We start from the raw sequence: 24,915 nt of genomic DNA on the forward strand, positions 1-24,915 counted from the left end.
GAACTCCTGGAGACGGGCGAAGACGGGATTCAGACATTCACATACGAATGTGAATTGAATAGTGGTAAATACCTAGGTGTATTCCTCTATAAAAAATCGCTGGATCAAACAACTGCTCCATCAATACAATACACATACAAATCTGTATGGAGAACAACATGAACCACGATGGAATCGGCAAGACGCTGGTGGCCGCCGACCACCAGACCAACTATTTTGACGAGGGGCAAGGCAAGCCCTTGTTCCTGTTGCACGGCTCGGGGCCGGGCGTTTCCGGGTGGACGAACTGGAGCAAGGTCATGCCCGAGCTGGCGCGCCAGTTCCGCGTGGTGGTGCCCGACATCGCCGGCTTTGGCTTCACCGAATTCAAGGAAGGCAACCAGTACGACATCAAGCTGTGGACCCGGCACCTGCTGGGCATCATGGACGCGCTGCAAATCGAAAAGGCCTCGTTTGTTGGCAACTCCTTCGGCGGCGCATTGGCCATCGGCCTGGCGCTGTTCAAGCCCGAGCGGGTGGACAAGCTGGTACTGCTGGGCACGCCAGCGGGCGAGTTTGAACAAACCCCCGGCCTGCGCTCGGCCTGGGAGTACGAGCCTTCGATGGAGAACATGGAGCGCACCATGCGCCTGTTCCCCTTCGATCAAAGCATCATCACCGAAGAAATGGTGCGCACCCGCTATGAGGCCAGCGCCCGCCCTGGCGCGCAGGATGCGCTGCGCAAGCTCATCCCCAAACCGCGCACGGAAGGGGTGACCATGGTCAAAGGCTTTCCCGAGGCGTCGCTGGAGCAAATCCAGGCGCCGACACTGGTGCTGCATGGGCGCGAAGACCGCGTGGTGCCGCTGCAATGCGGCATGCTGCTGGGGCAAACCATTCCAGCGGCCGATCTGCACGTCTTCGGGCGCTGCGGGCACTGGGTGCAAACCGAGCGCCGCGCGGACTTCCTCCAACTCGTTGCCAACTTCTGCGAGTAATGCCATGAGCCGCAATGTCATTGAGAGGGTGTTGCACCAATTGACCGTGGACCGAAGCGCCAAGCAGCGCTTTCGCGAGGATGCGGATGGCTACCTGGCGCGTTTTGCGCTGAGCGAGCACGAACGCAGCTTGCTCAAGGGCTTTGACGTGGCCGCGCTGCAGCAAATGGGCGTCAATCCCATGCTGACCATGGGCTTCTGGCAAGAACTGGCGCCCACGCGCGACATGCGCCAGTACATGCGGGCCTTGCGCCCCGTGGCCGATGGCGAGGCCGTGCACGTCGCCGCCATCAAGCAGTAAGCACTTCCCCATTTTTGTATTGCTCAATGCCAGCAGCGCCCCAAAGGGCGCTGCAAGGCAGGGGCGACTGTACCGTAAAAAAGGTGTGAACCATGGGAAAAATCGTAGGCGGCTTTCTGGTGCCGCATGACCCGGTGATGTTTGTGGCGCCGCAGGCACCCGCGCAGGAAATCCGCGACCGCATGTGGGGCGCATTCGAGCAATGCGCGCAGCGTTTGGCCGCGCTCAAGGCCGATGCCGTCGTGGTGGTCGGCTCCGACCATTACATGTTGTTTGGCACTTCATGCCTGCCGGCTTTTCTGATTGGCACGGGCGATGTGGACGGGCCGCTGGATCAGCTCCCCGGCCTGCGCCGCGAAACCATCCCCGCGCACGAGGCGCTGGCGGGCTTCATCGCCTCGCATGGCCGCGCCAACGGTCTGGATTGGGCCGTGGCGCGCGCTCTGACCGTCGATCACGCCATCGCCATTCCAGAGCAAAAAATCATCAAGCCTGCGCGTGAGGCGGGCCAGAGCATCGGCACCGTGCCTGTTTATCTGGCCTCTGGCGTCGACCCCTACATCACGCTGGCGCGCGCGGCCCAGGTGGGGCGCGGCATCCGCCAGGCCGTGGAAGCCTTTGAGGAAGACGTGCGGGTAGCCGTCATCGGCAGCGGCGGCCTCAGCCACTGGGTCGGCACGGCAGACATGGGCCGGGTCAGCGAGGCTTTTGACCGCCGCATTCTCGATTTCGCCCTGCGCGGCGATGTGGACGGCATGGCCGCGCTGACGGACGAATACATCCTCGCCGAAGGCGGCAACGGCGGCATGGAAATCCGCAATTGGCTGTGCGCCATGGCCGCCGCAGGCCCCTACACGGGCGAGCTGATCGACTACGCGCCCGTGCCCGAGTGGGTCACTGGCCTGGGTTTCGTGCACATGCAAGTCCGCTGATCACGCATTTGAAAGGAGACCAGCCATGAGCCAAAAAGTGTTTCTGATGCGCCGCGACGAACTGGAAGACGGCCAGGTGCGCAAGGTTGTCAGCCCCGGCGGCTGCCCTATTGCCGTGTACCGCGTCGAAGGCCAGTTCTACGCCACGCACGACATCTGCACCCATGCCACCGCCTCGCTGTCCGAAGGCGAGATCGTCGATGGCGACCTGATCGCCTGCCCGGTGCACGACGGCATGTTCCACATCCCCACCGGGCAGGCCGTGGGCTTTCCCTGCGAGGTGGACTTGCAGACCTACAAGATCATCGAAGAGGGCGACGAAATTCACGCCGATCTTTCCCAGCCTTCGGATGCCAGCCAGGCATCCATCTGACCCCCAGAAGAGACGGAGACACCACGATGAGCACCACCCACGACAAAGCTTGCAGCGGCAACTGCACGCACGACCGCCTGCTGCAACCGGCCTCCACGCCGCCGCTGCCCAACCTGGAGCAACTGGCCGATTTCGAGCGCGGCACCCTATCGCGGCGTGTGTACTGGGATGATCTGGTCTATCAGCAAGAGCTGGAGAAAATCTTTGGCCGCTGCTGGCTGTTCCTGGGCCATGAGTCGCAACTGCCCAAGCCCGGCGACTTCCTCACCACCTACATGGCCGAAGACCACGTCATCCTGGTGCGCCAGCGCGATGGCAGCCTCAAGGCCTTTCTCAACACCTGCCCGCACCGGGGCAACCGCATCAGCTTCAGCGACTTTGGCAACGCCCGCAGCTTCGTGTGCAACTACCACGGCTGGAGCTTTGGCATCGACGGCGCGCTCAAAGGCATGGCCGGACAAGAGCTGTTCGACGCCAGCGGCATGAAAAGCGCCGAGCACGGCCTGCACCCGGTGGCGCAAGTGGCCTCCTACAAGGGGCTGGTCTTCGGCAACATGGACCCGAATGCGCCGCCGCTGTCGGAATACCTGGGCGACTTTCGCTACTACCTGGATGTGATGCTGGACATGGACGGCCAGGGCACGGAGTTCGTCGGCGGCCCGGTCAAATCGGTCATCCACTGCAACTGGAAGGTGCCTACCGAAAACTTCATTGGCGACATCTACCACGCGCTGTGGACGCACGACAGCGCCGCCCGCGCCGTGCTCGGCGGCGCCGTGGCCGAGGTGTACAAGGACGAGCACTCCTTCCACGTCAACCACAACGGCCACGGCTGGGAGTTCAACCTCGACACCGTGGGCAACTGCGCCACGCTGGGCGACAAGGAGCTGCGCAAATACCTCTACGGCATCCAGCCCACCGTGGCCTCTCGCCTGGGCGAGCTGCGCTCCAAGATGATTGGCGCCATCTCCTCGTGCAGCGTGTTTCCCAACATGTCGTTCCTGCCGGGGCAAAACACCTTCCGCGTCTGGCAGCCGCGCGGGCCGGGGCGCATCGAATTGCACACCTGGACGCTGGTGAACAAATCCGCCCCGCAAGACATCAAGGAACGCTGGCGCAAAGGGGCCATGCTGACCTTCTCGCCCAGCGGCATTTTCGAGATGGACGATGGCGAGAACTTCGAGTTCTCCACCCGCACCAACGCCGGCTTTCTCACCCGCCAGCAAAACCTGTACATGGGCCTGGGGCTGGGATCGCGCCTGCAAGACACCGAGCTGCCCTGCAACGTCTATCGCAACCAGGTCAACGAAGCCAACCAGCGCGCCTTCTACCGCCGCTGGCTGGACTTGATGCAAGCGCAAAGCTGGGCCGACGTGCCCGTGCGCGACCCCAACCGCCTGGACGAATCCGCCTTCCACCACGATGCCCCGCAGGAGGCCGCATGAACAAGCCCGCCACCAACACCCCCGGCACAGCCGCTGCCGCCCCCGCCGAAATCCCCGTGGACGCTGAACTGGCGCGCCGCATTGAGCAACTGCTCTACCGCGAAGCGCGCCTGCTGGATGAGGAAAAGTGGGATCAATGGCTGGCCCTGATGGCCGAAGACATCCACTACTGGATGCCCGCCGTGGAAAACCGCCGCCGCGCCGACAAGCTCGGCGCCTGGGAACCCGGGCGCGGCGCGTACTACGACGACAGCCTGCGCGAGCTGACCATCCGCGTCTCGCGCTTCAAGCAGCCATCGGCCTGGGCCGAAGACCCGGCCACGCGCTGCGTGCACGTCATCAGCAATGTGGAGTGCTTTCGCACCGAAGTCGAGGGCGAATACCGCGTGCATTCCAACTTCGTCAACTACCGCAGCCGGGGCGAGGCCGACAACGACATGCTGGTGGGCCGCCGCGAAGACCTCTGGCGCGAAACCGAGCACGGTTGGCGGCTGGCGCGGCGCACCATTCTCATCACGCAATCGCTGTTCATGTCCAAAAACCTCAACACCTTCTTGTAAGCGGAGGTCGGCATGCAATGGCTTCAAGATGATGTGGCCCTGGTCACAGGGGCTGGCTCGGGCATCGGGCGCGCCGTGCTCAAGCGATTTCTGGACGAAGGCGCGCGCGGCGTGGGCGCGCTGGTGCGCAGCGACGAGCACGTCGCCTCGCTCCAGCAGGAGTTTGGCGAGCGCGTCGTGGTCGTGCAGGGCGACGTGCGCAGCGGCAGCGACAACCAGAGGGCCGTGGACGCCACGCTGGCGCGCTTTGGCAAGCTCGACACCCTGGTGGCCAACGCCGGCGTGTGGGATTTTTTCGCCAGCCTGCAAAAGCTCTCGCTGGAGGAGCTGGATCGGGCCTTTGACGAAATCTTCGCCGTCAACGTCAAAGGCTATGTACTGGCTGCGCGCGCGGCCATGCAGGCACTGCGCGAAAGCCGCGGCAGCATGATTTTCACGCTCTCCAACGCGGCCTTCTACCCCGGCGGCGGCGGGCCGCTGTACGTGGCCTCCAAGCACGCGGGCGTTGGCCTGGTGCGCCAACTGGCCTACGAACTGGCGCCGCTGGTGCGCGTCAACGCCGTGGCTCCGGGCGGCACGCAAACGCCACTGCGCGGCCCGGCCAGCCTGGGCAAGCACGACAAGCGCCTCTCGGCCCTGCCGGGCTTCGAGCAGGCCGTGGCCGATGCCATGCCGCTGGGCTTCATGGCCCAGCCGCAAGACCACACCGGGCACTACGTGCTGCTGGCCTCGCGCACCAATTCGCCAGCCACCACCGCCACCATCATCCACAGCGATGGCGGCTGGGAAATTCGCGGCACGGCCCGCGCCGGGAGCGCGCCATGACGATCCATTCCCCCGAACGCCTGCAAGCGCTCAGCGCGCCCCAGCGCCGCTTTCTGGAGCTGGTGCAAGGCTGGCGGCTGCCGCTGATGGCCGCGCCCATGTTCCTGGTCTCCGGCCCCGAGCTGGTCATCGCCTGCGCGCAAGCGGGCGTGGCCGGCAGCTTCCCGGCCGCCAACGCGCGCACCATTGCGCAACTGGACGAATGGATGGCGCGCACCGCCGCTGGCGTGGCGCAATGCGGCCCTGGCAGCGTGTTCTCCATGAACATGATCGTGCACCGCACCTACGACCGCTTCGAGCAGGAAATGGCCCTGGTGCAGCGCTACCGGCCCGCCATCGTCTCCACCGCGCTGGGCAGCCCCGCGCGCGTGCTCGATGCCGTGCATGGCTACGGCGGCATCGTCGCCGCCGATGTCATCAGCCCCAAGCTGGCGCGCAAGGCCGCCGAGGCGGGCGCCGATGTGCTCATCCTCGTGGCCCAGGGCGCAGGCGGCCACACCGGGCAGTACAACCCCTTTGCCTTCATCGCCGAAGTGCGCCAGTTCTGGCAAGGGCCGCTGGGCCTGGCCGGGGCCATCAGCTCTGGGCGCGACATCCGCGCCGCCCAGTTGCTGGGGGCGGACTTCGTGCTGGCGGGCACGCGCTTTATCGCCGCCACGGAAAGCCTGGCAGCGCCCGCCTACCGCGAGCTGCTGGCGCACAGCGCCATGGAGGATCTGGTGCTCACCAGCGCTGTCTCGGGCGTGCCCGCCAACTGGCTGCGCCAGACGCTTGAGAGCGCGGGTATCTCCAGCGAAGCGACTGAAGCGGCACAAATCGACTCCGCCAGGATCGATTTTTCCGGCGACATCGCCGCAGGCAAAAAGGCCTGGAAGCACGTCTGGTCGGCCGGGCATGGCGTAGGCGCCGTGCAGCAGCCCCAACCTGCGGCGGCCATCGTGCAAGAGCTGCACGCGGGCTATCTGCACACGCTGGCGCAAGAGTGCGAGCAAGCCAGCGCGCTCTACCAAAAAATGCATTCCCATCAAGAGGCCAAGGCATGAACACCTCCACGAATTCCCCCAACACGGCAATGGCTGCATCGCCTGCGGCCATTGCCCAGGCGGCCGACGCCTTGCATCAGGCACGACAGACACGCACGCCCATTGAGCGCATCTCCGAGCAGTTCGGCATCCACAGCCTGCAAGACGCCTATGCCGTGGCGCGCCACAACACCCAGCGCGCCCTGACCGAGGGGCGGCGCATCGCGGGCTGCAAGGTCGGCCTGACCTCGCGCGCCGTGCAGCAGCAACTGGGCGTGGACCAGCCCGACTATGGCGTGCTGTTTACCGACATGGAATTGCTCGACGGCGACACGCTGGCGCTGGGCCGTCTCATCCAGCCCAAGGCCGAGGGCGAAATCGCCTTCGTCATGGGGCGCGATGCCAGTGGCGAGCACCTGTCCTGGGGCCAGTTTCTGCACTGCGTGGAATACGCCCTGCCCGCGCTGGAAATCGTCGACAGCGCCATCCGCGACTGGCGCATCACCCTGGTGGACACCGTGGCCGACAACGCCTCCTGCGGGCTGTACGTGCTGGGCACGCAGCCGCGCGCGCTCACCGCACTCGATTGGGCCAGCGCAGGCATGGAGCTGCGCGCGGGCGCGCACACCGTCAGCGTCGGCAGCGGCGCGGCCTGCATGCAGCACCCGTTGCGCGCGGCCTACTGGCTGGCGCACACCATGGCCGCGCTGGGCCAGCCGCTCAAGGCCGGCGACGTGGTGCTCTCCGGCGCGCTGGGGCCGATGACGCCGCTGCAAACGGGCCAGCACCTGGATCTGGACATCGGCGGCCTGGGCCGCGTGCGCTGTTACCTGGATTGAGCGTCCTTTTTTCGATTCCAACCTGCCATCAACCCATGGCCATAAAACCCAAAGGAGACACACGATGAAACGTCGCACATTGATTGCCGTCGCTGCCGCCACATGCCTGACTGTCGGCCTGGCCGGCGGCCAGGCCCTGGCCCAGGGCGCCCCCGTAGTGGTGGGCGTGTCCATCAGCAGCACCGGGCCGGCCGCCTCGCTGGGCATCCCGGAAAAGCAAAGCATCGAGCTGATGCCCAAGACCCTGGGCGGCCAGCCGGTGAAGTACGTGGTGCTGGACGACGCCACCGACCCTTCTCAAGCAGCCAAAAACGCTCGCCGCCTGGTTGAAAGCGACCAGGCCGACGTGATCATCGGCTCTTCGGCCGTGCCGCCTTCGCTGGCCATTGCCGAAGTGGCCTCCCACAGCAAGACGCCGCAGATTGCGCTGGCCCCCTTCGCCCCCAAGCCCGAACACCTGCCCTGGGTGTTCCCGCTGCCGCAGTCGGTCGATGTCATGGGCAGCGCCGTGTTCGATGACATGAAGGCCAAGGGCTTCAAGACAGTGGCCTTCATAGGCTTTGCCGACGCCTGGGGCGAGGCCTGGCTCAAGGCGCTGCAGGCGCGCGAGCAGGCCGGCGACTTCAAGATCGTGGCCAGCGAACGCTATGGCCGCAGCGACACCTCGGTCACGGCCCAGACACTCAAGATCAGCGCCGCCCGCCCCGATGCCGTGCTCATCGGCGCCAGCGGCAGCCCCGCCTCCCTGCCCATGCGCGCGCTGCATGAGCGCGGCTACAAGGGGCAGATCTACCAAACCCACGGCATTGCCAACAACGATTACCTGCGCGTGGCGGGCAAGGCCAGCCAGGGCGCCATCCTGCCCTCCGGCCCGGTGCTGGTGGTCGAGCAGCTCGACGACGCCCATCCCAGCAAGGCCGCAGGCGCAGCCTACGTCAAGCTCTACGAGGACAAGTACGGCGCCGGCAGCCGCAACAACTTTGGCGCCTATGCCTGGGACGCCTACCTGCTGCTGGACAACGCGGTGGCCAAGGCCGCAACCAGCGCCCAGCCGGGTACGGCCGAGTTCCGCCAGGCTCTGCGCGATGCACTTGAAAACGTCAGTGAGCTGGCGGTCACACATGGCGTGATCAGCATGTCCCCGGGCAATCACTCCGGCTTTGATGCGCGCTCTCGCGTGCTGCTGGAAGTGGATCAGGGCGGCTGGAAGCTGCGCAGCCAATAAAGGAGGGCGCCATGCACCACCCATCCCCCATGGGGCGCGATCTCTTCGCCGCCCCGGGCCAGCTTGCGCCCAAAGAAGTCCAAGTCCACCACCGAGAAGGCGGCATTCTGGTGTTGCGCTCACCCCAGCCACTGGCCGAGCCGGTGCGCTGCATCGGCGATTGGCTGGAGCACTGGGCCATCCAGCGCCCCGAGCAGACCTTTCTGGCCGAGCGCGACGCCCAAGGGCAATGGCGCCGCCTGAGCTACCGCCAGGTGCGGCAGCACGTGGGCGCGATCGCCCAGGCGCTGCTGGACATGGACTTGCCCCCGGGCAGGCCTGTGGTGGCGCTGTCGGACAACAGCATCGACCACGCCCTGCTGATGCTGGCGACCATGCACATTGGCCGGCCGTTTTGCACCATCTCCAGCGCCTACACCCGTCTGGCCAAAGATGCCTCGCGCCTGCAGCAAATGCTGTCGCTGGTGCATCCGGCGCTGCTGTATGCCTCCGATGCCAGTGTCTACGGCCCACGGTCGCAAGAGGCCGCGCCCGATGTGCCCAAGGTATTCACCACCGGCGCGCAAACCATCCCGGGCGCGCGCGGCTTTCAGTCGCTGCTGGATACGCGCGAAACGCCCGCCGTGGCCGAGCACTTCGCGCGCATCCGCCCCGAAGACCACGCCAAATACCTGCTGACTTCGGGCTCCACCGGCATCCCCAAGGCCGTCATCAACACCCACCGCATGCTGTGCGTCAACCAGGCGGCCATTGCCCAAGTGTGGCCGTTTCTGCACGAGCAGCCACCGCTGGTGGTGGACTGGCTGCCCTGGAGCCACACCTTTGGCACCAACCACAACTTCAACATGGTGCTGGCGCATGGCGGCTCGCTCTACATCGACGAGGGCCGCCCCTTGCCGGGGCTGCTGGAGAAGTCGGTGCGCAATCTGCGCGAGATCCAGCCCAATATGTACTTCAACGTGCCGCGCGGCTTCGATGCGCTGGTGCCCCTGCTGGAGCAGGACCAAGAGCTGGCGCGCCAGTTCTTCGCCCGGCTGCAATTGGTGTTCTACGCGGGCGCTGCGCTGTCGGCCTCGACCTGGAGCCGCATCGAGGCCGTGGCACAGCGCGTGACGGGGCGTCGCATCTGGTTCACCACCGCTTGGGGCGCGACCGAAACCGCGCCGCTGGTGACTTCACTGCACTGGCGCACCGAGCAGGCCGGCTGCATCGGCCTGCCCGTGCCGGGCGTGGAGCTGAAGTTCCTGCCCAACGGCAAGAAGCTGGAGATGCGGGTGCGCGGGCAATCCATCTTCCCGGGCTATTTGCACGCGCCGGAGCTGACGCAGCAGGCCTTCGACGAAGAGGGCTTTTACAAGATCGGCGATGCCGGCGTGTTCATGGAGCCAGGCAATCCAGCCAGCGGCGTGGTGTTCGACGGCCGCGTGGCCGAGGACTTCAAGCTCTCCAGCGGCACCTGGGTCTCGGTCGGGCCCTTGCGCGTGCGCGCCATCGGCGCCATGGCGCCGCATGTGCAGGACGTGGTCGTCACCGGCCACAACCGTGAAGAGGTCGGGCTGATGGTCTTTCTCAACCCGGCAGCGCATGCCGTGCCCCGCGAAGAACTCGAAAGCGCACTGCGTGCAGGCCTGCAGCGCCTGCACGACGAAGGCGCGGGCAGCGCCCAGGCCCCATCACGGCTGCTGATCCTGGATGAGCCGCCAGACGTTGATGCGGGCGAAATCACCGACAAGGGCTACCTCAACCAGCGCGCCATCCTGGAGCGGCGCGCCAGCCAGGTGCAGCGGCTGTACGCGGGCCAGAACGACCCGCAAATCATTGGCATTGGAAAGGCAGGCAAAACATGAACCAAACAGCTTCAGGCCGCCCGCGCAAGGCGGCCATCATCGGCAGCGGCAACATCGGCACGGACTTGATGATCAAGATCATGCGCCACGGCGGCCCCATTGAAATGGGCGTCATGGTGGGCATCGACCCCGCCTCCGACGGGCTGGCGCGCGCCGCGCGCATGGGCGTGGCCACCACGCACGAAGGCGTGCAGGGGCTGATCGCCCACCCGGACTTTGCCGACATCGACTTCGTCTTCGACGCCACCAGCGCCGCCGCCCATGTGGAAAACGACGCTGCGCTGCGCCGCGCCAAGCCGGGCATTCGCGTCATCGACCTCACGCCAGCGGCCATCGGGCCGTACTGCGTGCCTGCCGTCAATGGCGATGCGCACCTGGACGCGCCCAACGTCAACATGGTCACCTGCGGCGGCCAGGCCACCATCCCCATGGTCGCCGCCGTCAGCCGCGTGGCCCGCGTGCATTACGGCGAGATCGTGGCCTCCATCGCCAGTAAGAGCGCTGGGCCAGGCACGCGCGCCAACATCGACGAGTTCACCGAAACCACCTCCCGCGCCATCGAGGCCGTGGGCGGCGCGGCCAAGGGCAAGGCCATCATCATCCTCAACCCGGCCGAGCCACCGCTCATCATGCGCGACACCGTTTACACCCTCAGCGACGAGGCCGATGAAGACCGCATCGCCGAATCGGTGCAGCAGCAGGTCGAGGCCATGCAGCAGTACGTGCCCGGCTACCGCCTCAAGCAGCGCGTGCAGTTCGACCGCGTCAAAGACCTGCGCATCCCCGGCGTGGGGCAGGCGCTCTCGGGCCTGAAAACCTCCATCTTTCTGGAAGTCGAGGGCGCAGCCCATTACCTGCCTGCCTACGCCGGCAACCTGGACATCATGACCAGCGCCGGGCTGAACATCGCCCAGCGCATGGCGCGGCAAATGGCCCACGCCGCTTGAAGCCCGCCCGGCCTGAGCCGCCTCAACGGCTGAGCGCCCCCTCTGAACGACTGAAGGCCTGCCCCCACCCCTGCCGGCAGGCAGGCCTCCCCATCAGCCCCACATCATCAGGAGATCCGCCCCATGAACAGCGGCACGAAAATCTATATTTCCGACGTCACCTTGCGCGATGGCAGCCACGCCATCCGCCACCAATACAGTGTGGCGCAAGCCCAGCAAATCGCCCGCGCGCTGGATGCGGCCAAGGTCGATTCCATCGAAGTGGCCCACGGCGACGGCCTGCAAGGCGGCAGCTTCAATTACGGCTTTGGCGCGCACACCGATATGGAATGGATCGAGGCCGTTGCCAGCGTGGTGCAACACGCCAAGATCGCCACCTTGCTGCTGCCGGGCATTGGCACCGTGCACGACCTCAAGGCCGCCTACGACGCGGGCGCGCGCATCGTGCGCGTGGCCACCCACTGCACCGAGGCCGACGTGGCGCGCCAGCACATCGAATACGCACGCCACCTGGGCATGGAGGCCGTGGGCTTTCTGATGATGAGCCACATGCAAACGCCCCAGGGCCTGGCCGAGCAGGCCAAGCTGATGGAGAGCTACGGCGCCACCGTGTGCTACGTGGTCGATTCCGGCGGCGCGCTGACCATGAACGGCGTGCGCGAGCGCATCCGCGCCTTCAAGGACACGCTCAAGCCCGAGACGCAAGTGGGCATCCACGCCCACCACAACCTCAGCCTGGGCGTAGCCAACTCCATCGTCGCCGTGGAAGAAGGCTGCGAGCGCGTGGACGCCAGCCTGGCGGGCATGGGCGCAGGCGCGGGCAATGCGCCGCTGGAAGTTTTCATCGCCGCTGCCGAGCGCATGGGCTGGCACCACGGCTGCGACCTGTACCGCCTGATGGATGCTGCCGACGACATCGTTCGCCCGCTGCAAGACCGCCCCGTGCGCGTGGACCGCGAAACCCTGGCGCTGGGCTACGCGGGCGTGTACAGCTCCTTTTTGCGCCACAGCGAAGCAGCCGCGGCCAAATACGGCCTCAAAACCGTGGACATCCTGGTGGAGCTGGGCCGCCGCCGCATGGTGGGCGGCCAGGAGGACATGATCGTGGACGTGGCGCTGGACTTGCTCAAGCAGCAAGCCCATGACCGCGACCCCATCATCCCCGTCATGAGCGAAGCGGGGTAAGGCCATGAGCGAGGCACCCATCCACCACATCCGGCTGGAGCCAGCGGGCGGCCAGTTCAGCTGCCGCGCAGACCAAACCGTGCTGGAGGCCGCCGCCGAGGCGGGCTACTGGCTGCCCCATAGCTGCCGCACGGGCAGTTGCGGCAGTTGCGCCATGCCGGTGCTCGCCGGCCAGTTTCATTACCGCAGTGCGGACGAAGGCAAGGGCGAGGCCGACGCTGCCACCTTGCAAAGCCTGGCGCCCGGGCAGTTCCTGGCCTGCCAGGCCGTGCCCGATTCGGACATGACGCTGGACGCCCCTGGCGTGCCCGCCGAGCCGGGGCGGCGCATCGTCAAGGCGCTGGCGCGCGTGCAACAGGTCGAGCGCGTCAGCGCCGACGTGGTCGTCGTCAAGGCCCAGGTGCCCCCGGCCACGGGCTGGGGCTTTGAGGCCGGGCAGTACGCCGACCTCATCCTCAAGGACGGCAGCCGCCGCTGCTACTCCATGGCCAACGCGCCCAACGACAAGGGCGAGATCGAATGGCACATCCGCCGCATCGAGGGCGGGCGCTTCTCGCCCCACGCCTACGACGCGCTCAAGCCCCGCGACATGCTGCGCATCGAGGGGCCGTTTGGCTCCTTCACGCTGCAAGGCGGCGACGCGCCCGTGCTGCTGCTGGCCTCCGGCACGGGCTATGCGCCCATTGCCTCTTTTCTGCACACCCACCTGGACGAGCTGGCCCGGCGCGGTGCCGTGCTGTATTGGGGCGGGCGCCAGCGCCAGGATTTGTACGCGCTGGGCGATGAGGCCAGTTGGCAGACGCGCTACCCCGGCGTGCGCGTGGTGCCCGTGTTCTCCGACGCGCCGCCGCAAGAGCGCGGCCGCCGCGGCCTGGTGCACCAGGCGGTGCTGGAGGATTGGCCTGACCTCTCGCGCTTTGAGGTCTATGCCTGCGGCAACCCCTTGATGGTGGAAGCCGCGCGCCAGAGCTTTGTGCAAGCCGGGCTGGCGCCAGAGCGCTTTTTCAGCGATGCCTTTGTTTTCCAGAAAGCCTGAGCGCAGGCGGCAAGGAGCACCGAATGGACTTTTCAATCGCATCCATTTTGTTGCAGGACGGCCTGACCAATGGCGCGGTATATGCGCTGGTGGGCATGGCCTTGATCCTGATTTTTTCCGTCACCCGCGTCATCTTCGTGGCGCATGGCGAGCTGATTGCCTTTGCTGCCATTGCCATGGCGCAATTGCAGGAAGGCGTAGTGCCCGGCGTGCTGTGGCTGCTGCTGGGGCTGGGCGCGCTGACCTTTGCCGTGGACGCCGCCGTCACCCTGTGGCGGCTGCGCGCAGGCACCCAGCGCAGCGCAGCCAACCTGGGCCGCAGCGCCGCCTTCAACCTCGGCCTGCCGCTGCTGGCCTGGGCGCTGCTGGCGCACACCAGCCTGGGCCAAAGCGGCCTGCCCGCGCAACTGCTGCTGACGGCGCTTTTGGTGGTGCCCATGGGGCCAATGCTGTACCGGCTGGCCTTCCAGCCGGCGGCCGAGGCCTCCACCCTGGTGCTGCTCATCATTGCCGTGGGCGTGCACTTCATGCTGCTGGGCCTGGGCCTGCTGGTGCTGGGCCCCGAGGGCGCGCGCAGCGAGGCGCTCAGCCAATGGCAATGGCAACTGGGCGCGGTGAGCATTTCCGGCCAGGGCCTGCTGGTGATTGCAGCTTCCATGACGATGATCGTGGCGCTGTACCTGATTTTCGAGCACACCCTCACCGGCAAGGCACTGCGCGCCACCGCCATCAACCGCACCGGCGCACGGCTGATGGGCATTGCCCCAGCGCAATCGGGCGCCATCGCCTTCACGCTGGCCACGCTGATGGCCGTGCTGGCGGGCGTGCTGGCCGGGCCGCTGACCACGATGCAATACGACACGGGCTTTCTCATCGCCCTCAAAGGCTTTGTGGCAGCCATGGTGGGCGCGCTCTCCAGCTATCCGCTGGCCTGGGTCGGCTCGGTGCTGGTGGGGCTGGTGGAGAGCTTTGGCTCATTCTGGGCCAGCGCGTACAAGGAGGTCATCGTCTTCACGCTGATCATTCCCGTGCTGGTCTGGCGCTCCCTGCAAAACCCGCATTCGGAGGAGCATTGAGATGGATCGCATGACCTCTTCCGCCCCCCCTGCTGTGCCACCTTCTACCCCCCTTTCAGCGCCGCAAAGCCCGGCGCGCAGCCTCCTGCGCATCGATCGCCTGGCCATCGCGGCTTTTTTCGGCTGGATTGCGCTGCTGCCCTGGCTGCCCGTGCCGCCTTACTGGTACACCATCGGCGGCTACGTCGGCATCGCCGCCCTGGTCGTGCTGGGGCTGGTGCTGCTCACCGGCATGGCGGGCATGACCTCCTTCGGCCAGGCCGCGTTCGTGGGTATTGGCGCTTACACCACCGCCGTGCTGAGCACGCATTACGCCCTCTCGCCCTGGCTGGGCTTGCTGGCGGGCATGGCCATTGCAGGCGTATCGGCCATTGCCATTGGCGCGCTGACGGTGCGCCTCTCGGGCCACTTCCTGCCCATTGCCACCATTGCCTGGGCGCTGTCGATCTATTACCTGTTCGGCACGCTGGAAATTCTGGGCAAGTACGACGGCATCAGCGGCATCCCCCCCATCGGCCTGCTGGGCGTGGCGCTGGACTCGCCGCGCGCCATGCTCATCCCCATCTGGATGGTGGTGGCGCTGTTTTTACTGCTGGTGAGCAACCTGCTCGATTCGCGCCCCGGTCGCATCATCCGCGCCCTCAACGGCGGCGCAGGCATGGCCGAAGCCATGGGCGCCAACACGCCCAGCTACCGGCTGTGGACTTTTGTCTGCGCCGCCTTGATGGCTGCCATTGCCGGCTGGCTTTACGCCCATTTGCAGCGCGCCATCAACGCCACGCCGTTCGGGCTGAACACCGGCATCGAGTACCTGTTCATGGCCGTGGTGGGCGGCCTCTCCAGCCTGTGGGGGGCTATCGTCGGGGCCACGGCGTTGACCATGCTCAAGAGCTTTTTGCAGGATTGGGCGCCCAAGCTCTTTGGCTCCGTGGGCAATCTGGAGCTGGTGGTCTTTGGCGCCATCATCGTGCTGGCGCTGCAACGCTCGGCGCGCGGCCTGTGGCCTGCGCTGGTGGGGCGGCTGCCCGCGCGCTGGCGGCCCGCCGCGCGCCTGGCGCACGCCATCGGCCCGGTGCAGACCGAGCCAGCTCTGCCCTCGCGCAGCAAGCCTGCCGCCGGGCAGCCGCTGCTGTCGGTGCAGCAGGCGCGCAAGCAGTTTGGCGGTCTGGTGGCCGTCAACGACATGAGCTTCGAGGTGCGCGCGGGCGAGCTGGTAGCCCTCATTGGCCCCAATGGCGCGGGCAAATCCACCATGTTCAACCTCATCACCGGCGTGCTGCCTGCCACCAGCGGCGAAATCCGCTTTCTGGGCCAGCGCATCGACGCCCTGCCCGCGCGTGAAATCGTGCGCCACGGCATTGGCCGCACCTTCCAGCACGTGCGCCTGATGCCGGAGATGAGCGTGCTGGAAAACGTCGCCATCGGCGCCTATCTGCGCGGCAAAACCAGCATGCTGGGCGCGTCCATCCGGGCCGATCGCCATGAGGAAGCCGCCCTGCTGGGCCTGGCCGCCTGGCAAATCCAGCGCGTGGGCCTGCAAGACGTGATGCACCAAAGCGCGGGCAGCCTGGCCCTGGGCCAGCAACGCATTGTGGAAATCGCCCGCGCCCTGTGCACCGACCCCATGCTGTTGCTGCTGGACGAGCCTGCCGCCGGCCTGCGCCTGCAAGAAAAGCAAGCCCTGGCGCGGCTGCTGACGCAGTTGCGAAGCGAAGGCATGGCCGTGCTCATCGTCGAGCACGACATGGACTTCATCATGGGCCTGATGGACCGCATCGTCGTCATGGAATTCGGCAGCCGCATCGCCCAGGGCAAGCCCGAGGAGATCCGCAACGACCCCGCCGTGCTGCGCGCCTACCTCGGCGGCGTGGAGATCGACGGGGAAACCGCACCGGAAAGCCCCCAAGCCGACGCGGCAGACGCAGCAACCGCCGCCACCCCAACCGCCAGCCGCCCAGAAGGAGCCAGCGCATGAGCCACGCCCACCAAGCCCCCACATCCGCCGCGCCAGCCGTATCCGCCGCGCCGTTGCTGGCCGTGGAGAACCTGCACGTGCGCTACGGCAAAAGCGCCGCCTTGCTGGGCGCCCAGCTGCAACTGGGCCAGGGCGAGCTGGTATGCGTCATCGGCCCCAACGGCGCGGGCAAATCCTCGCTGCTCAACGCCCTCATGGGCTGCCTGCCCGCCAACGGCAACGCCAGCGGCACGGTGCGCATTGCCGGGCAGGATGTCTCGGCCCTGCCGCTGGAGCAGCGCGTCAAACGCGGCCTGGCGCTGGTGCCCGAGACGCGCGAGCTGTTTGCCAGCATGAGCGTGGAGGACAACCTCATCCTCGGCAGCTACCTGCTGCGCCACCAGGGCGCGGCCCAGCGCCAAGCCCTGCTGCAAGAGATCTTTGCCCTGTTCCCGCGCCTGAAAGAGCGGCGCAAGCAGCCTGCGGGCACCATGTCCGGCGGCGAGCGGCAAATGCTCGTCATCGGCCGCGCGCTCATGAGCCGCCCGCGCGCGCTCATGCTCGACGAGCCATCGCTGGGCCTGGCGCCCAAAATCATGAACGAAGTCTTTGCCATCATCGAAGACCTGCGCGCCCAGGGCCTGGGCATCTTGCTGGTGGAGCAAAACTCCCGCGCCGCCCTGCGCGCCGCCCGCTACGCCTACGTGCTGGAGCTGGGCGCCATCACCCTGCACGGCCCGGCGCAGGAAGTGGCCAACCACCCGCAAGTCATCGAAGCCTATCTGGGCAAAAAGCAAGTCTCGGCCGCCAGCAGCGGCCAGCCTGCCACTCTTTGAATGGCGGGCGTGTGGGCCCGCCAAGCATGGCGAGCCACAACCGATCAGGGCAAAAGCTGCGCCCCGTGGCGACCTTTGACTACAGCTCGTAATCGCTCTCGCGCCCGCTCAGGGCCAATTGCACCTGCTCACGGCTCAGGCGCGGGCTGATGAGCTCGGCAAAGCGGTAGACGAACTGGCGCAAATACGCCCCCCGCTTGAACGCCACCCGCGCCATGTTCATGCCAAACAAATCGCCCATGGGCCGGGCTTGCAAATGGCCCAGCAAATCGCCCTGCACGGCCATTTCAGCCACGATGCCAACGCCCAGACCCAGGCTGACATAGGTACGGATCACATCCGAGTCGATGGCTTCCAACACGATGTTGGGCTTGAGATTGCGGCGCGCAAAGGCACGGTCGATGCGGCCGCGCCCGGTAAACGATGGGTGATAGGTAATCAATGGCTCACTGGCAATGTCCTCCAGCGTGATGCGCGACTTGTGCGCCAGGGGGTGCTGGGGCGGAAAAATCAGCACGTGCTGCCACTCATAACAGGGCATGGTGACCAGCTCTTCGTAATCGGCCAGCGACTCGGTCGCCATGCCGATGTCCACCGCTTCATTCAACACCAGGCTGGCCACTTCATGCGGCGTGGCCTGGTGCAAGCTGATACTGACTTTGGGAAATTGCGCACGAAAACGCGCCACTGGCTCAGGCAACACGTAACGCGCCTGTGTATGGGTGGTAGCAATGCGCAGCGTGCCCGAATCCTGCACGCTGAAATCCTGGCCAATGCGTTTGAGATTGCCCACCTCACGCAAGATGATCTCGATACTGGCCAAAACATGCCGCCCGGGCTCAGTCACACGCTTGAGCCGTTTTCCATGGCGCGCGAATATCTCAACCCCCAGCTCATCTTCCAACTCGATGATCGCCTTGGAAACTCCAGGCTGTGAAGTGTGCAGTGCTTTAGCCGCTTCAGTCAGATTCAAATTGCGCCGTACTGCTTCTTGAACGAAACGAAATTGGTGGAGATTCATAAATCAGGTTTTGCATCGTGAATTGGAGTGATACGAGCATTTTCCACTCCCGCACCACTATTTAAAAACGAAACTCTTTGATTACAAAAAAAGCTGGGGCCGTTCGGCCCCAGCTTTAGATCAGGCTCATCATCTCAGCCTTTAGCGCCAACAATCATCTACCGATCCCGGCGTACCAGCACTCATCTTCTTGATTCCTGCATGATCCAGCTCAAAGTCACCACAGCGTGGATCATTGGTTTGCGGCCCTTTGCGCTTAGCCTTCAGAGTATAACTCTGCCCGCCACTGGCCGACACAATGCTGAAATCATAGTAATCGCTACCAGCGAGCTTTAGCTTACTTTCCTCTCCAGGCGCAGCATATTTGCCATTCTGCGCACGATAGCGCTCCTGTCGTGCAGCGCCATCATTGAGCAAAGACTGCGCTTCAGCCCGGCGAGCACGTCTCACATACTCCTGATACGAAGGGTAGGCAATAGCGGCCAAAATTCCCACTATCACCATCACAATCATCAACTCAATCAGGGTAAAACCTTTGTTGCTATTTTTTCGCATAACAGTTTCCTCTTCCTGCGATCTGGCTTAAGGGGTAGTAGCCGCCGCATTGGGGGGCTGCTTACGCCAGCTCTGGCGCCCAGACTGCACCCCAGAAGCAATCAAGACACGGCCACCCGCAGGATCATAAGCATGCTCACTCTGAATAGCCTGCTGACCAGGGCCCCCTGTCTCTATTGCACTCAAGGCTTCGCCATTGACCTGATCATTATTGTCAATCACACCATCTCCATTGACATCAAAAACTAGGTAATCAGTCTCCCCACCTGTTCCAGGATCAAGTGCGATCAAACGGCCGCTCAACCCAGGCTTGCAGGGGTCTTCCTCATTGCGAATGGTTGTCACAAACAAGCCGCGGCCATAAAGCGTCATGTCATAAACCACACGCTCTCCAGCTTCTGGCAAGTCAACATACCACCCCCATTTATGCACCTGTGCATCATCCGCACTGGAACTCTGCCCGCCCGGCAACCATTCAACATCATTGCCACTCAATGTAAAGGCTCCTTGCAGGCCAGTCACTGCACTGAACGATTGCCTCTGCAAGTCAGAGCGGATCTTATTGGCAGTAGGCAATGTAGGCGGCAATGCAGGAGCATCCTTGGCCGCATAGCGATCCCAAATACCATAAATTGTTTGTTGCTGGCCATTGCCCTTATCTTCCAAAGTCAAATAACGGCCTGTGGCTACAACCACCAAGTCACCATGTCCCGAAGGATGATCAACAATATAAGGCGCTGCCGTAACGGCCTGACGTGCGCCATTATCATCCTTGGCCACATACAGCAAGTCTGCTCTCCAGGCGGTACTCGCTCCGCTCTTCAGATCAAATCGCCAGACGTTTCCAAAGATGTCGCCAGCATAGGCCACATCGACCTTGCCATCAGCATCTCCATCCACTGCATTGATCCTGGAAAGACCATTACCCATTGGCAGATAAGAAGCCAATTGCGCAGAGGACATGCCTGCCGCTCCCTGAAGCTGGAAATCACGAATTACTGAGCCATCTTTGATGTCCAGTACCAAAAGGCGCGCTTGCCCTTGCGCACTGCCATTACCTTGATAGCCTGCAGCAACCAATGCAACCCACTTGCCTTTATTTACACCATCATCATTCAACCTAGCAATAACTGGCTCAGCCATAAACCCCATGGAGGCGTGCTGATCACTCCCAAACTCCCACAGCAACTTTGGATCACTGCGAGTAGTAATATCGAGAGCAAAAATTTGACGTCCACCAGCACCCAGCGTGCCAATCAAAATCTTTCGCCACCCCCCATCAAAGTAGACATCTGTCGACAAGGATTTTCCATCGACAAAATAGCGATGTGCAGCGCCATCTGGCTTACCATAGCGTGGATCAGTCAATACATTCAACTTTTCACGCACGCCAGACGGAATATAAGCAAATACTTCATCGCCACTTGCCGCATCAAAGGCATGCAGCATGCCATCATTGGCACCGACATAAACCATTTCCGGTTGGCTATTCTGAGCATTGGCAAATGCAACATAGCCCGGCCCTTCAAGCTGCTCTGCTCGACCAGGAACATAAGAAGCTCCCTTCACTCGCAACGCGGAGGAGTTCACAATATCACCAAGAATATTGATACCTCCATCAGCGAAACGCCTCCGCTCACGGAACGTATGGCTTTCACCTCGCAAAAACTCAATGCGCTGCTTCCCCTTGTTATCCACAACACCCGCAAGGTCTCGGTTCAATGCAGCCATCCATTGCGGATACCGTGTGCCGCCCGCTGCATTCAACTCACCCCAGGTGAATGGCACAAGTGCGGCAACCCCATGCGAATTTTTTCCAGCAAAGAATATTTTTCGAGGAGAAGCTCGGTTCGCCAGCTTACTCGCGGCACTCCAAACTTGGGAGCGCTCATCATGATGTGCAGTTGTGCTACGAACCACTTTTTCCTTAATCAAGTCACCAGCCCAACCATCCACATCGAAGTGAGTGCGATAAACAAAGGCATCTCCTACTCCGCCGGGCACACTGGGAACGGAGGACTCCACAGAAGCAGCGGTCACAGAGTTTGTTGTTTGCAAGATGGAATTAAAGGCACGGGCCATTTTCTCCTTCAATGTTCCTGCATTCGTAACCAAGAAATAATTATCTGGATCACCAGTGACAGAGCTTGGATCTCGGCCAGGCATACCATATTTGGCCGCATACCAGAGAGGATCCTTCAAAAATGCACCAGCCGTAGCAGAAGCAGAAGGCGTGAAAGTTCTCGTCGTATCCAGCGGCATATCGCTACATCCAGGATTATCTGTATTAATACAGTATCCAGGCAAGCGTCCAGGGGGCGTATTGAGCTTCGCCGCCACCTTCACCAGCGGATAGTCTGTGTCACGCACCTCCAAATATGTACCATCCTGGGTGGTTCCAGAAATCACATAGCCAGCATGCTGAACATAGTTACCGGCCGCATACTCAGAACGAAGACGGACATCGATTCCTCCCGAAGAGTTGAGCGAGATGATATATGTCACCAAAGAGTCCATATCATGGTCAGCCCCTTGCTCCACATCCTCGAAGTTAATACTAAACTCCATCTGTGGCCGGCCACTATTTACAGAGAGGTCCGTCACCCCACCAGGCATGTTGACAATTCGAGAAATGTAATAATCAACAATTTGATTGGTTGGCTGGAAACGATCCCAAACATTAACACACGTACTCCCACAGGCAGCGCCAACTGTCTTTGCAAAAGGAGAAATCACAACACTCTTACCATTAGGCAAAGGGAAGCGAATCTCAGGCAATGGAGATGCAATAGCCACGGAGTACGTCATGACCTTATTCTTCCCCTGAGCATTACCTGCTATCTGGTTATTGGCGCCAAACCGCGCCACGCCGGCAGCATAATAACTCCCCAGCTTCGTCGGCTCTTCAGGCGCAAGCCCTCGAGCCCATGCGAGATTGTTAATGGTTTTTACTGTTGGCGCACCATCCGCATTGGCCGATGTAGATTGACCAATAAAAAACCGCCTTCCATCAATTGCTTCCGCACTGCCGATTGCTGAGGTTTCGGTAGCCACGTTCAAACCACTGAGCTCTGGCGCTTCCGCACTGACCCCTGCTGAAAAATTACTTCCTGGAAACTTATCATCATAAGAAGGATTGATGTCACTCAGGACAGTGATGGCAGGACGAGCACAGTGCTGATACCCACTACCCCCTTGTTTTTTGGACTTATAAGGGGAAATCCAAGCAGGCTTTGATAACTGCAACGCATCATCACCAGTCATTGATCCAGCGCTAAACGCGGAATGACCACCCGAAGCACCAGAGAAATAGCGCAATGCTTCGAACATCATTTCACCAATGGGATTACCCCACATGGCACATTTCGCAGCATTCGCATGATTAATTGGCCCGTTAGTAATCCAACCACACTCACGATACTGAGGAGGATTTGCCGCATAATCAAACCCCGTAATACGCAAGCGATTAATATTGTCAACAATGCCTTTAACATCGCTCCTGAACTGACCAGTAACCAGATCCACTTCGTCAGCAAAAGAGCCAACATTACGACGCAACACCCCCCCATCAATATTTTTAGAGTATGAGCCCGTCAACAGGCCAAAATACATTTTTTTATTTTCACCAAAATCATGAAGCAGACCAAATGGCTTGTAAACCGTATTTCCATTATTGGGGTAGGATTTACAGCTCTCAGCATCCCTCAAATTTTCATCACTACTGCAGACCTCAACACGTAAATCATAATTCTGGATAGGGCTGGCACCAGAGGGTACGCATGTACCAACATTCCCCAGGCTCGCACCTACTTGACACGTATCTCCAGCCACTGGCGCTTGCTTAGAAACCCATTGCCAAATCCTGAACTCACTGTTTGGCAAAACTCGAAGCCTAGGAATACCGTTATCGGTTAGCGTGGTTACTGCAAATAAGTGGCGTCGTCCCGAGGCAGGTGGCGAGAGAGGAGCATACTTGGCAATATCAAAATTATCCCTCTCAGGCGAATATTCCTTACCCCAACTATGCGCATCTTGAGGAATGAACGCCGTCTGCAAAACAGTACGATCAGCGGTATCAATCACTCGATAGCCACCATACAATACTTTACGAATGGCGTCCATGCGCGACGTCGCCAAGTAATTCAAAAAATCACCACTCCAGGCTCCGCCGCACTGTTTGCCATTATCCCCAAAACCAGCCGCCACAGGCACAAAAATTCCAGACCTGTGCGAATAACAAACCCTATTATGAAAATAACCAAAATAGTCGATACTATCCGGTTTATAGCCGATATCCACAACGCCATCGCCATCCAGGTCAGACGCATCATTATAGGCCTCATAATAAAGCTTATGATCACGCCCCATCACCAACATATTCAAAGGCGGATAGCTTTCGCTAATAAACAGCGGCGTCTGCGACAACGCAGTATCGGTTTGTGCCGCAACATCAAAGCTGCCGCAAAAAACAAAAAAAGATACACCACTCAGGAGTACGCTTTTCTTTCTCATGATCTTGCACATATTCACCCCACTCAAAACCATAGTTAACTAATGAATTGGCTTACGGCAGAACGAAGGCACAGGGCCTTTTCACCACATTCCTCATGACCACTTTCCATTGTTGCCTGTGAATTTATTTCGTAATAATCCGTGCAACCCGAGACTGCAGTACCCAGAGCAGATGTCGCTCCCGAACCCTTTGGGCAAATTGTATTAATGTAACGCGGATACCAATACCCATAGGGCTCAGAAAACCCCTCTGCCTTATCCGACTGAGCAAAAGACGTATTCAATCCATTGCTATCTGTCATCGCATTAGAAACAAAACATGGTACACCCCCACCGCTGGGCACAATTCCAGCCCCCGAAGCGCACTGCCTCAATGCAACCCCATACAAATTTATTTTTCGCTCACCTTCACGCAATACACCATCAGCTACTTCCTCAAGCCTCTTTTGATCAAGCAAATTGGCTGTAATACGAGCCTCCAAAGTAATGGCACGAATTCCCGCAATGGCAAGGATCATTGTCAGCAACAACATGATCAGTGCACTGATCAAAACAACCCCTCCCTGTTTTAATCCAGGATTTTTACCCATGCCAACCATTCCAGTATAACAACAAGCAAATTTATTCATGGCATCAAATTCCTCAACGTCAAAGCACTGCTAGCAATTTGATATAAATAGCCGTTACTAGCATCGCAATTTTCTCGCCCACTGGCCTCTTTCCATCGAGAGCATACGTTGGACTCAATACCGCCAGTCACCCTATTGCTGCTAACCAATAAAATTGAGAATCTCAATGCCCGAATAGCATCATCCGAATCCACCGAGTCTCTATAAGACTCGACCTCACGCGGTCGATATGGATCATTCACAGAGCCACCCACACCAAAAGCAAAATGAATATCCCGAACTCCATCTGCCATTTCGACTAGTTCATTGCCAACCTGGCAATACAGCTTATCATTAGCAACATAATATTTCTCAACAAACATGCCCCCACCCTCTTTCGGGTGATCTGCCTGCTTGTAAGGGCCCAAGCCAGAAATCCCCCCACTTCTGCCTGCACAATCCTTCTCACCATCATCACGTGGTTGATATCGAATGCACAAAGCACCTTGCGAAGTCACATATATTGACTGACCTGCTGTAAAGGCACATTCATTTGAAGCAACTTCTGCAGGGAATGCATCACGCATCAACTGCGTCGGATCTCTTCGGTAACCAGCTTTCGCAAACTCCAGGCCCAGTGTTTCAAGTGTATATCTACCATTGCCAAGATTTTCGCTCTGCCCCTGCCTGAACGCCAAGGTTCGAATACCTTCAAAATATATTAAACTCACCAAAATAATAATGATAAGACCAATGGCCATACTCACCATTATTTCAACCAAAGAGATCCCCCGCTGCTTTCTTTTCAACGAAGAACAAGAGTAGGACATTTTTTTCAT

General features: G+C 61.5%; 22 protein-coding genes. 17 read left to right on the plus strand and 5 right to left on the minus strand.

Translation table 11 applies throughout. The features are described from left to right. Positions 1-158 precede the first annotated feature (158 nt). The 17 genes from CK625_RS09005 (at position 159) to CK625_RS09085 (ending at position 17,380) form a co-directional block, all read left to right on the plus strand. Complete coding sequence (locus CK625_RS09005) at positions 159-977, plus strand: alpha/beta fold hydrolase (protein ID WP_095540049.1); 819 nt, start codon at positions 159-161, stop codon at positions 975-977. Positions 978-981: 4 nt separating this feature from the next. Next, positions 982-1,278: an extradiol ring-cleavage dioxygenase gene (locus tag CK625_RS09010; RefSeq protein WP_095539988.1), complete on the plus strand. Its 297-nt coding sequence runs from the start codon at positions 982-984 to the stop codon at positions 1,276-1,278. Between the two features lie 92 nt (positions 1,279-1,370). Next, positions 1,371-2,210, plus strand: a complete 840-nt coding sequence (locus CK625_RS09015) for a protocatechuate 3,4-dioxygenase (protein WP_095539989.1) — start codon at positions 1,371-1,373, stop codon at positions 2,208-2,210. Positions 2,211-2,235: 25 nt separating this feature from the next. Further along, positions 2,236-2,583 (plus strand): non-heme iron oxygenase ferredoxin subunit, encoded by a 348-nt coding sequence (locus CK625_RS09020; protein ID WP_095539990.1) that lies wholly within the window; start codon positions 2,236-2,238, stop codon positions 2,581-2,583. Positions 2,584-2,609: 26 nt separating this feature from the next. Beyond that, positions 2,610-4,028 (plus strand): aromatic ring-hydroxylating dioxygenase subunit alpha, encoded by a 1,419-nt coding sequence (locus CK625_RS09025; protein ID WP_095539991.1) that lies wholly within the window; start codon positions 2,610-2,612, stop codon positions 4,026-4,028. Further along, positions 4,025-4,588: a 3-phenylpropionate/cinnamic acid dioxygenase subunit beta gene (locus CK625_RS09030; RefSeq protein WP_095539992.1), complete on the plus strand. Its 564-nt coding sequence runs from the start codon at positions 4,025-4,027 to the stop codon at positions 4,586-4,588. The genes CK625_RS09025 and CK625_RS09030 overlap by 4 nt, the downstream gene beginning before the upstream one ends. Positions 4,589-4,600: 12 nt before the next feature. Continuing rightward, positions 4,601-5,413, plus strand: a complete 813-nt coding sequence (gene hcaB, locus CK625_RS09035; RefSeq protein WP_095539993.1) for a 3-(cis-5,6-dihydroxycyclohexa-1,3-dien-1-yl)propanoate dehydrogenase — start codon at positions 4,601-4,603, stop codon at positions 5,411-5,413. After that, a complete protein-coding gene (locus CK625_RS09040) occupies positions 5,410-6,456 on the plus strand; it encodes an NAD(P)H-dependent flavin oxidoreductase (RefSeq protein WP_095539994.1) in 1,047 nt (348 codons plus the stop codon). The genes hcaB and CK625_RS09040 overlap by 4 nt, the downstream gene beginning before the upstream one ends. Continuing rightward, the gene (locus CK625_RS09045) at positions 6,453-7,274 is read left to right on the plus strand and encodes a 2-keto-4-pentenoate hydratase (protein WP_238945600.1); all 822 of its coding nucleotides are present in this window, start codon (positions 6,453-6,455) and stop codon (positions 7,272-7,274) included. The genes CK625_RS09040 and CK625_RS09045 overlap by 4 nt, the downstream gene beginning before the upstream one ends. 64 nt (positions 7,275-7,338) lie before the next feature. Then, on the plus strand, positions 7,339-8,499 hold the full coding sequence (locus CK625_RS09050; RefSeq protein ID WP_095539996.1) for an ABC transporter substrate-binding protein: 1,161 nt from the start codon (positions 7,339-7,341) through the stop codon (positions 8,497-8,499). 11 nt (positions 8,500-8,510) lie between these two features. Beyond that, entirely contained in the window at positions 8,511-10,346 is a 1,836-nt protein-coding gene (locus CK625_RS09055; protein ID WP_238945601.1) for a feruloyl-CoA synthase, read from the plus strand. Continuing rightward, complete coding sequence (locus CK625_RS09060) at positions 10,343-11,293, plus strand: acetaldehyde dehydrogenase (acetylating) (RefSeq protein WP_095539998.1); 951 nt, start codon at positions 10,343-10,345, stop codon at positions 11,291-11,293. Before CK625_RS09055 ends, CK625_RS09060 begins: the two co-directional genes overlap by 4 nt. Before the next feature lie 123 nt (positions 11,294-11,416). Next, complete coding sequence (gene dmpG, locus CK625_RS09065; protein ID WP_095539999.1) at positions 11,417-12,478, plus strand: 4-hydroxy-2-oxovalerate aldolase; 1,062 nt, start codon at positions 11,417-11,419, stop codon at positions 12,476-12,478. Between the two features lie 4 nt (positions 12,479-12,482). After that, positions 12,483-13,514 carry an FAD-binding oxidoreductase gene (locus tag CK625_RS09070; protein WP_095540000.1) on the plus strand — a complete coding sequence of 344 codons (1,032 nt, stop codon included), beginning with the start codon at positions 12,483-12,485 and terminating at the stop codon, positions 13,512-13,514. A 23-nt stretch (positions 13,515-13,537) separates the two neighbouring features. Then, on the plus strand, positions 13,538-14,590 hold the full coding sequence (locus tag CK625_RS09075) for a branched-chain amino acid ABC transporter permease (protein WP_095540001.1): 1,053 nt from the start codon (positions 13,538-13,540) through the stop codon (positions 14,588-14,590). 1 nt (position 14,591) lies between these two features. Beyond that, a complete protein-coding gene (locus CK625_RS09080) occupies positions 14,592-16,565 on the plus strand; it encodes an ABC transporter permease subunit (RefSeq protein ID WP_238945602.1) in 1,974 nt (657 codons plus the stop codon). After that, positions 16,562-17,380 (plus strand): ABC transporter ATP-binding protein, encoded by an 819-nt coding sequence (locus CK625_RS09085; RefSeq protein ID WP_095540002.1) that lies wholly within the window; start codon positions 16,562-16,564, stop codon positions 17,378-17,380. The genes CK625_RS09080 and CK625_RS09085 overlap by 4 nt, the downstream gene beginning before the upstream one ends. A gap of 79 nt (positions 17,381-17,459) precedes the next feature. Here the strand turns inward: CK625_RS09085 and CK625_RS09090 are convergent, their stop codons facing one another. From CK625_RS09090 to CK625_RS09110, 5 genes are all read right to left on the minus strand, one after another. Beyond that, entirely contained in the window at positions 17,460-18,401 is a 942-nt protein-coding gene (locus tag CK625_RS09090; RefSeq protein WP_095540003.1) for a CysB family HTH-type transcriptional regulator, read from the minus strand. 141 nt (positions 18,402-18,542) lie between these two features. Continuing rightward, complete coding sequence (locus CK625_RS09095; RefSeq protein WP_095540004.1) at positions 18,543-18,956, minus strand: type IV pilin protein; 414 nt, start codon at positions 18,954-18,956, stop codon at positions 18,543-18,545. 27 nt (positions 18,957-18,983) lie between these two features. Further along, positions 18,984-23,468 carry a pilus assembly protein gene (locus CK625_RS09100; protein ID WP_095540051.1) on the minus strand — a complete coding sequence of 1,495 codons (4,485 nt, stop codon included), beginning with the start codon at positions 23,466-23,468 and terminating at the stop codon, positions 18,984-18,986. A gap of 35 nt (positions 23,469-23,503) precedes the next feature. Continuing rightward, the gene (locus tag CK625_RS09105; protein ID WP_238945603.1) at positions 23,504-24,097 is read right to left on the minus strand and encodes a pilus assembly PilX family protein; all 594 of its coding nucleotides are present in this window, start codon (positions 24,095-24,097) and stop codon (positions 23,504-23,506) included. Beyond that, the gene (locus tag CK625_RS09110) at positions 24,094-24,915 is read right to left on the minus strand and encodes a prepilin-type N-terminal cleavage/methylation domain-containing protein (RefSeq protein ID WP_095540006.1); all 822 of its coding nucleotides are present in this window, start codon (positions 24,913-24,915) and stop codon (positions 24,094-24,096) included. Before CK625_RS09110 ends, CK625_RS09105 begins: the two co-directional genes overlap by 4 nt.

It is taken from the genome of Vandammella animalimorsus (assembly GCF_002285265.1).
Taxonomy (GTDB): domain Bacteria; phylum Pseudomonadota; class Gammaproteobacteria; order Burkholderiales; family Burkholderiaceae_C; genus Lampropedia.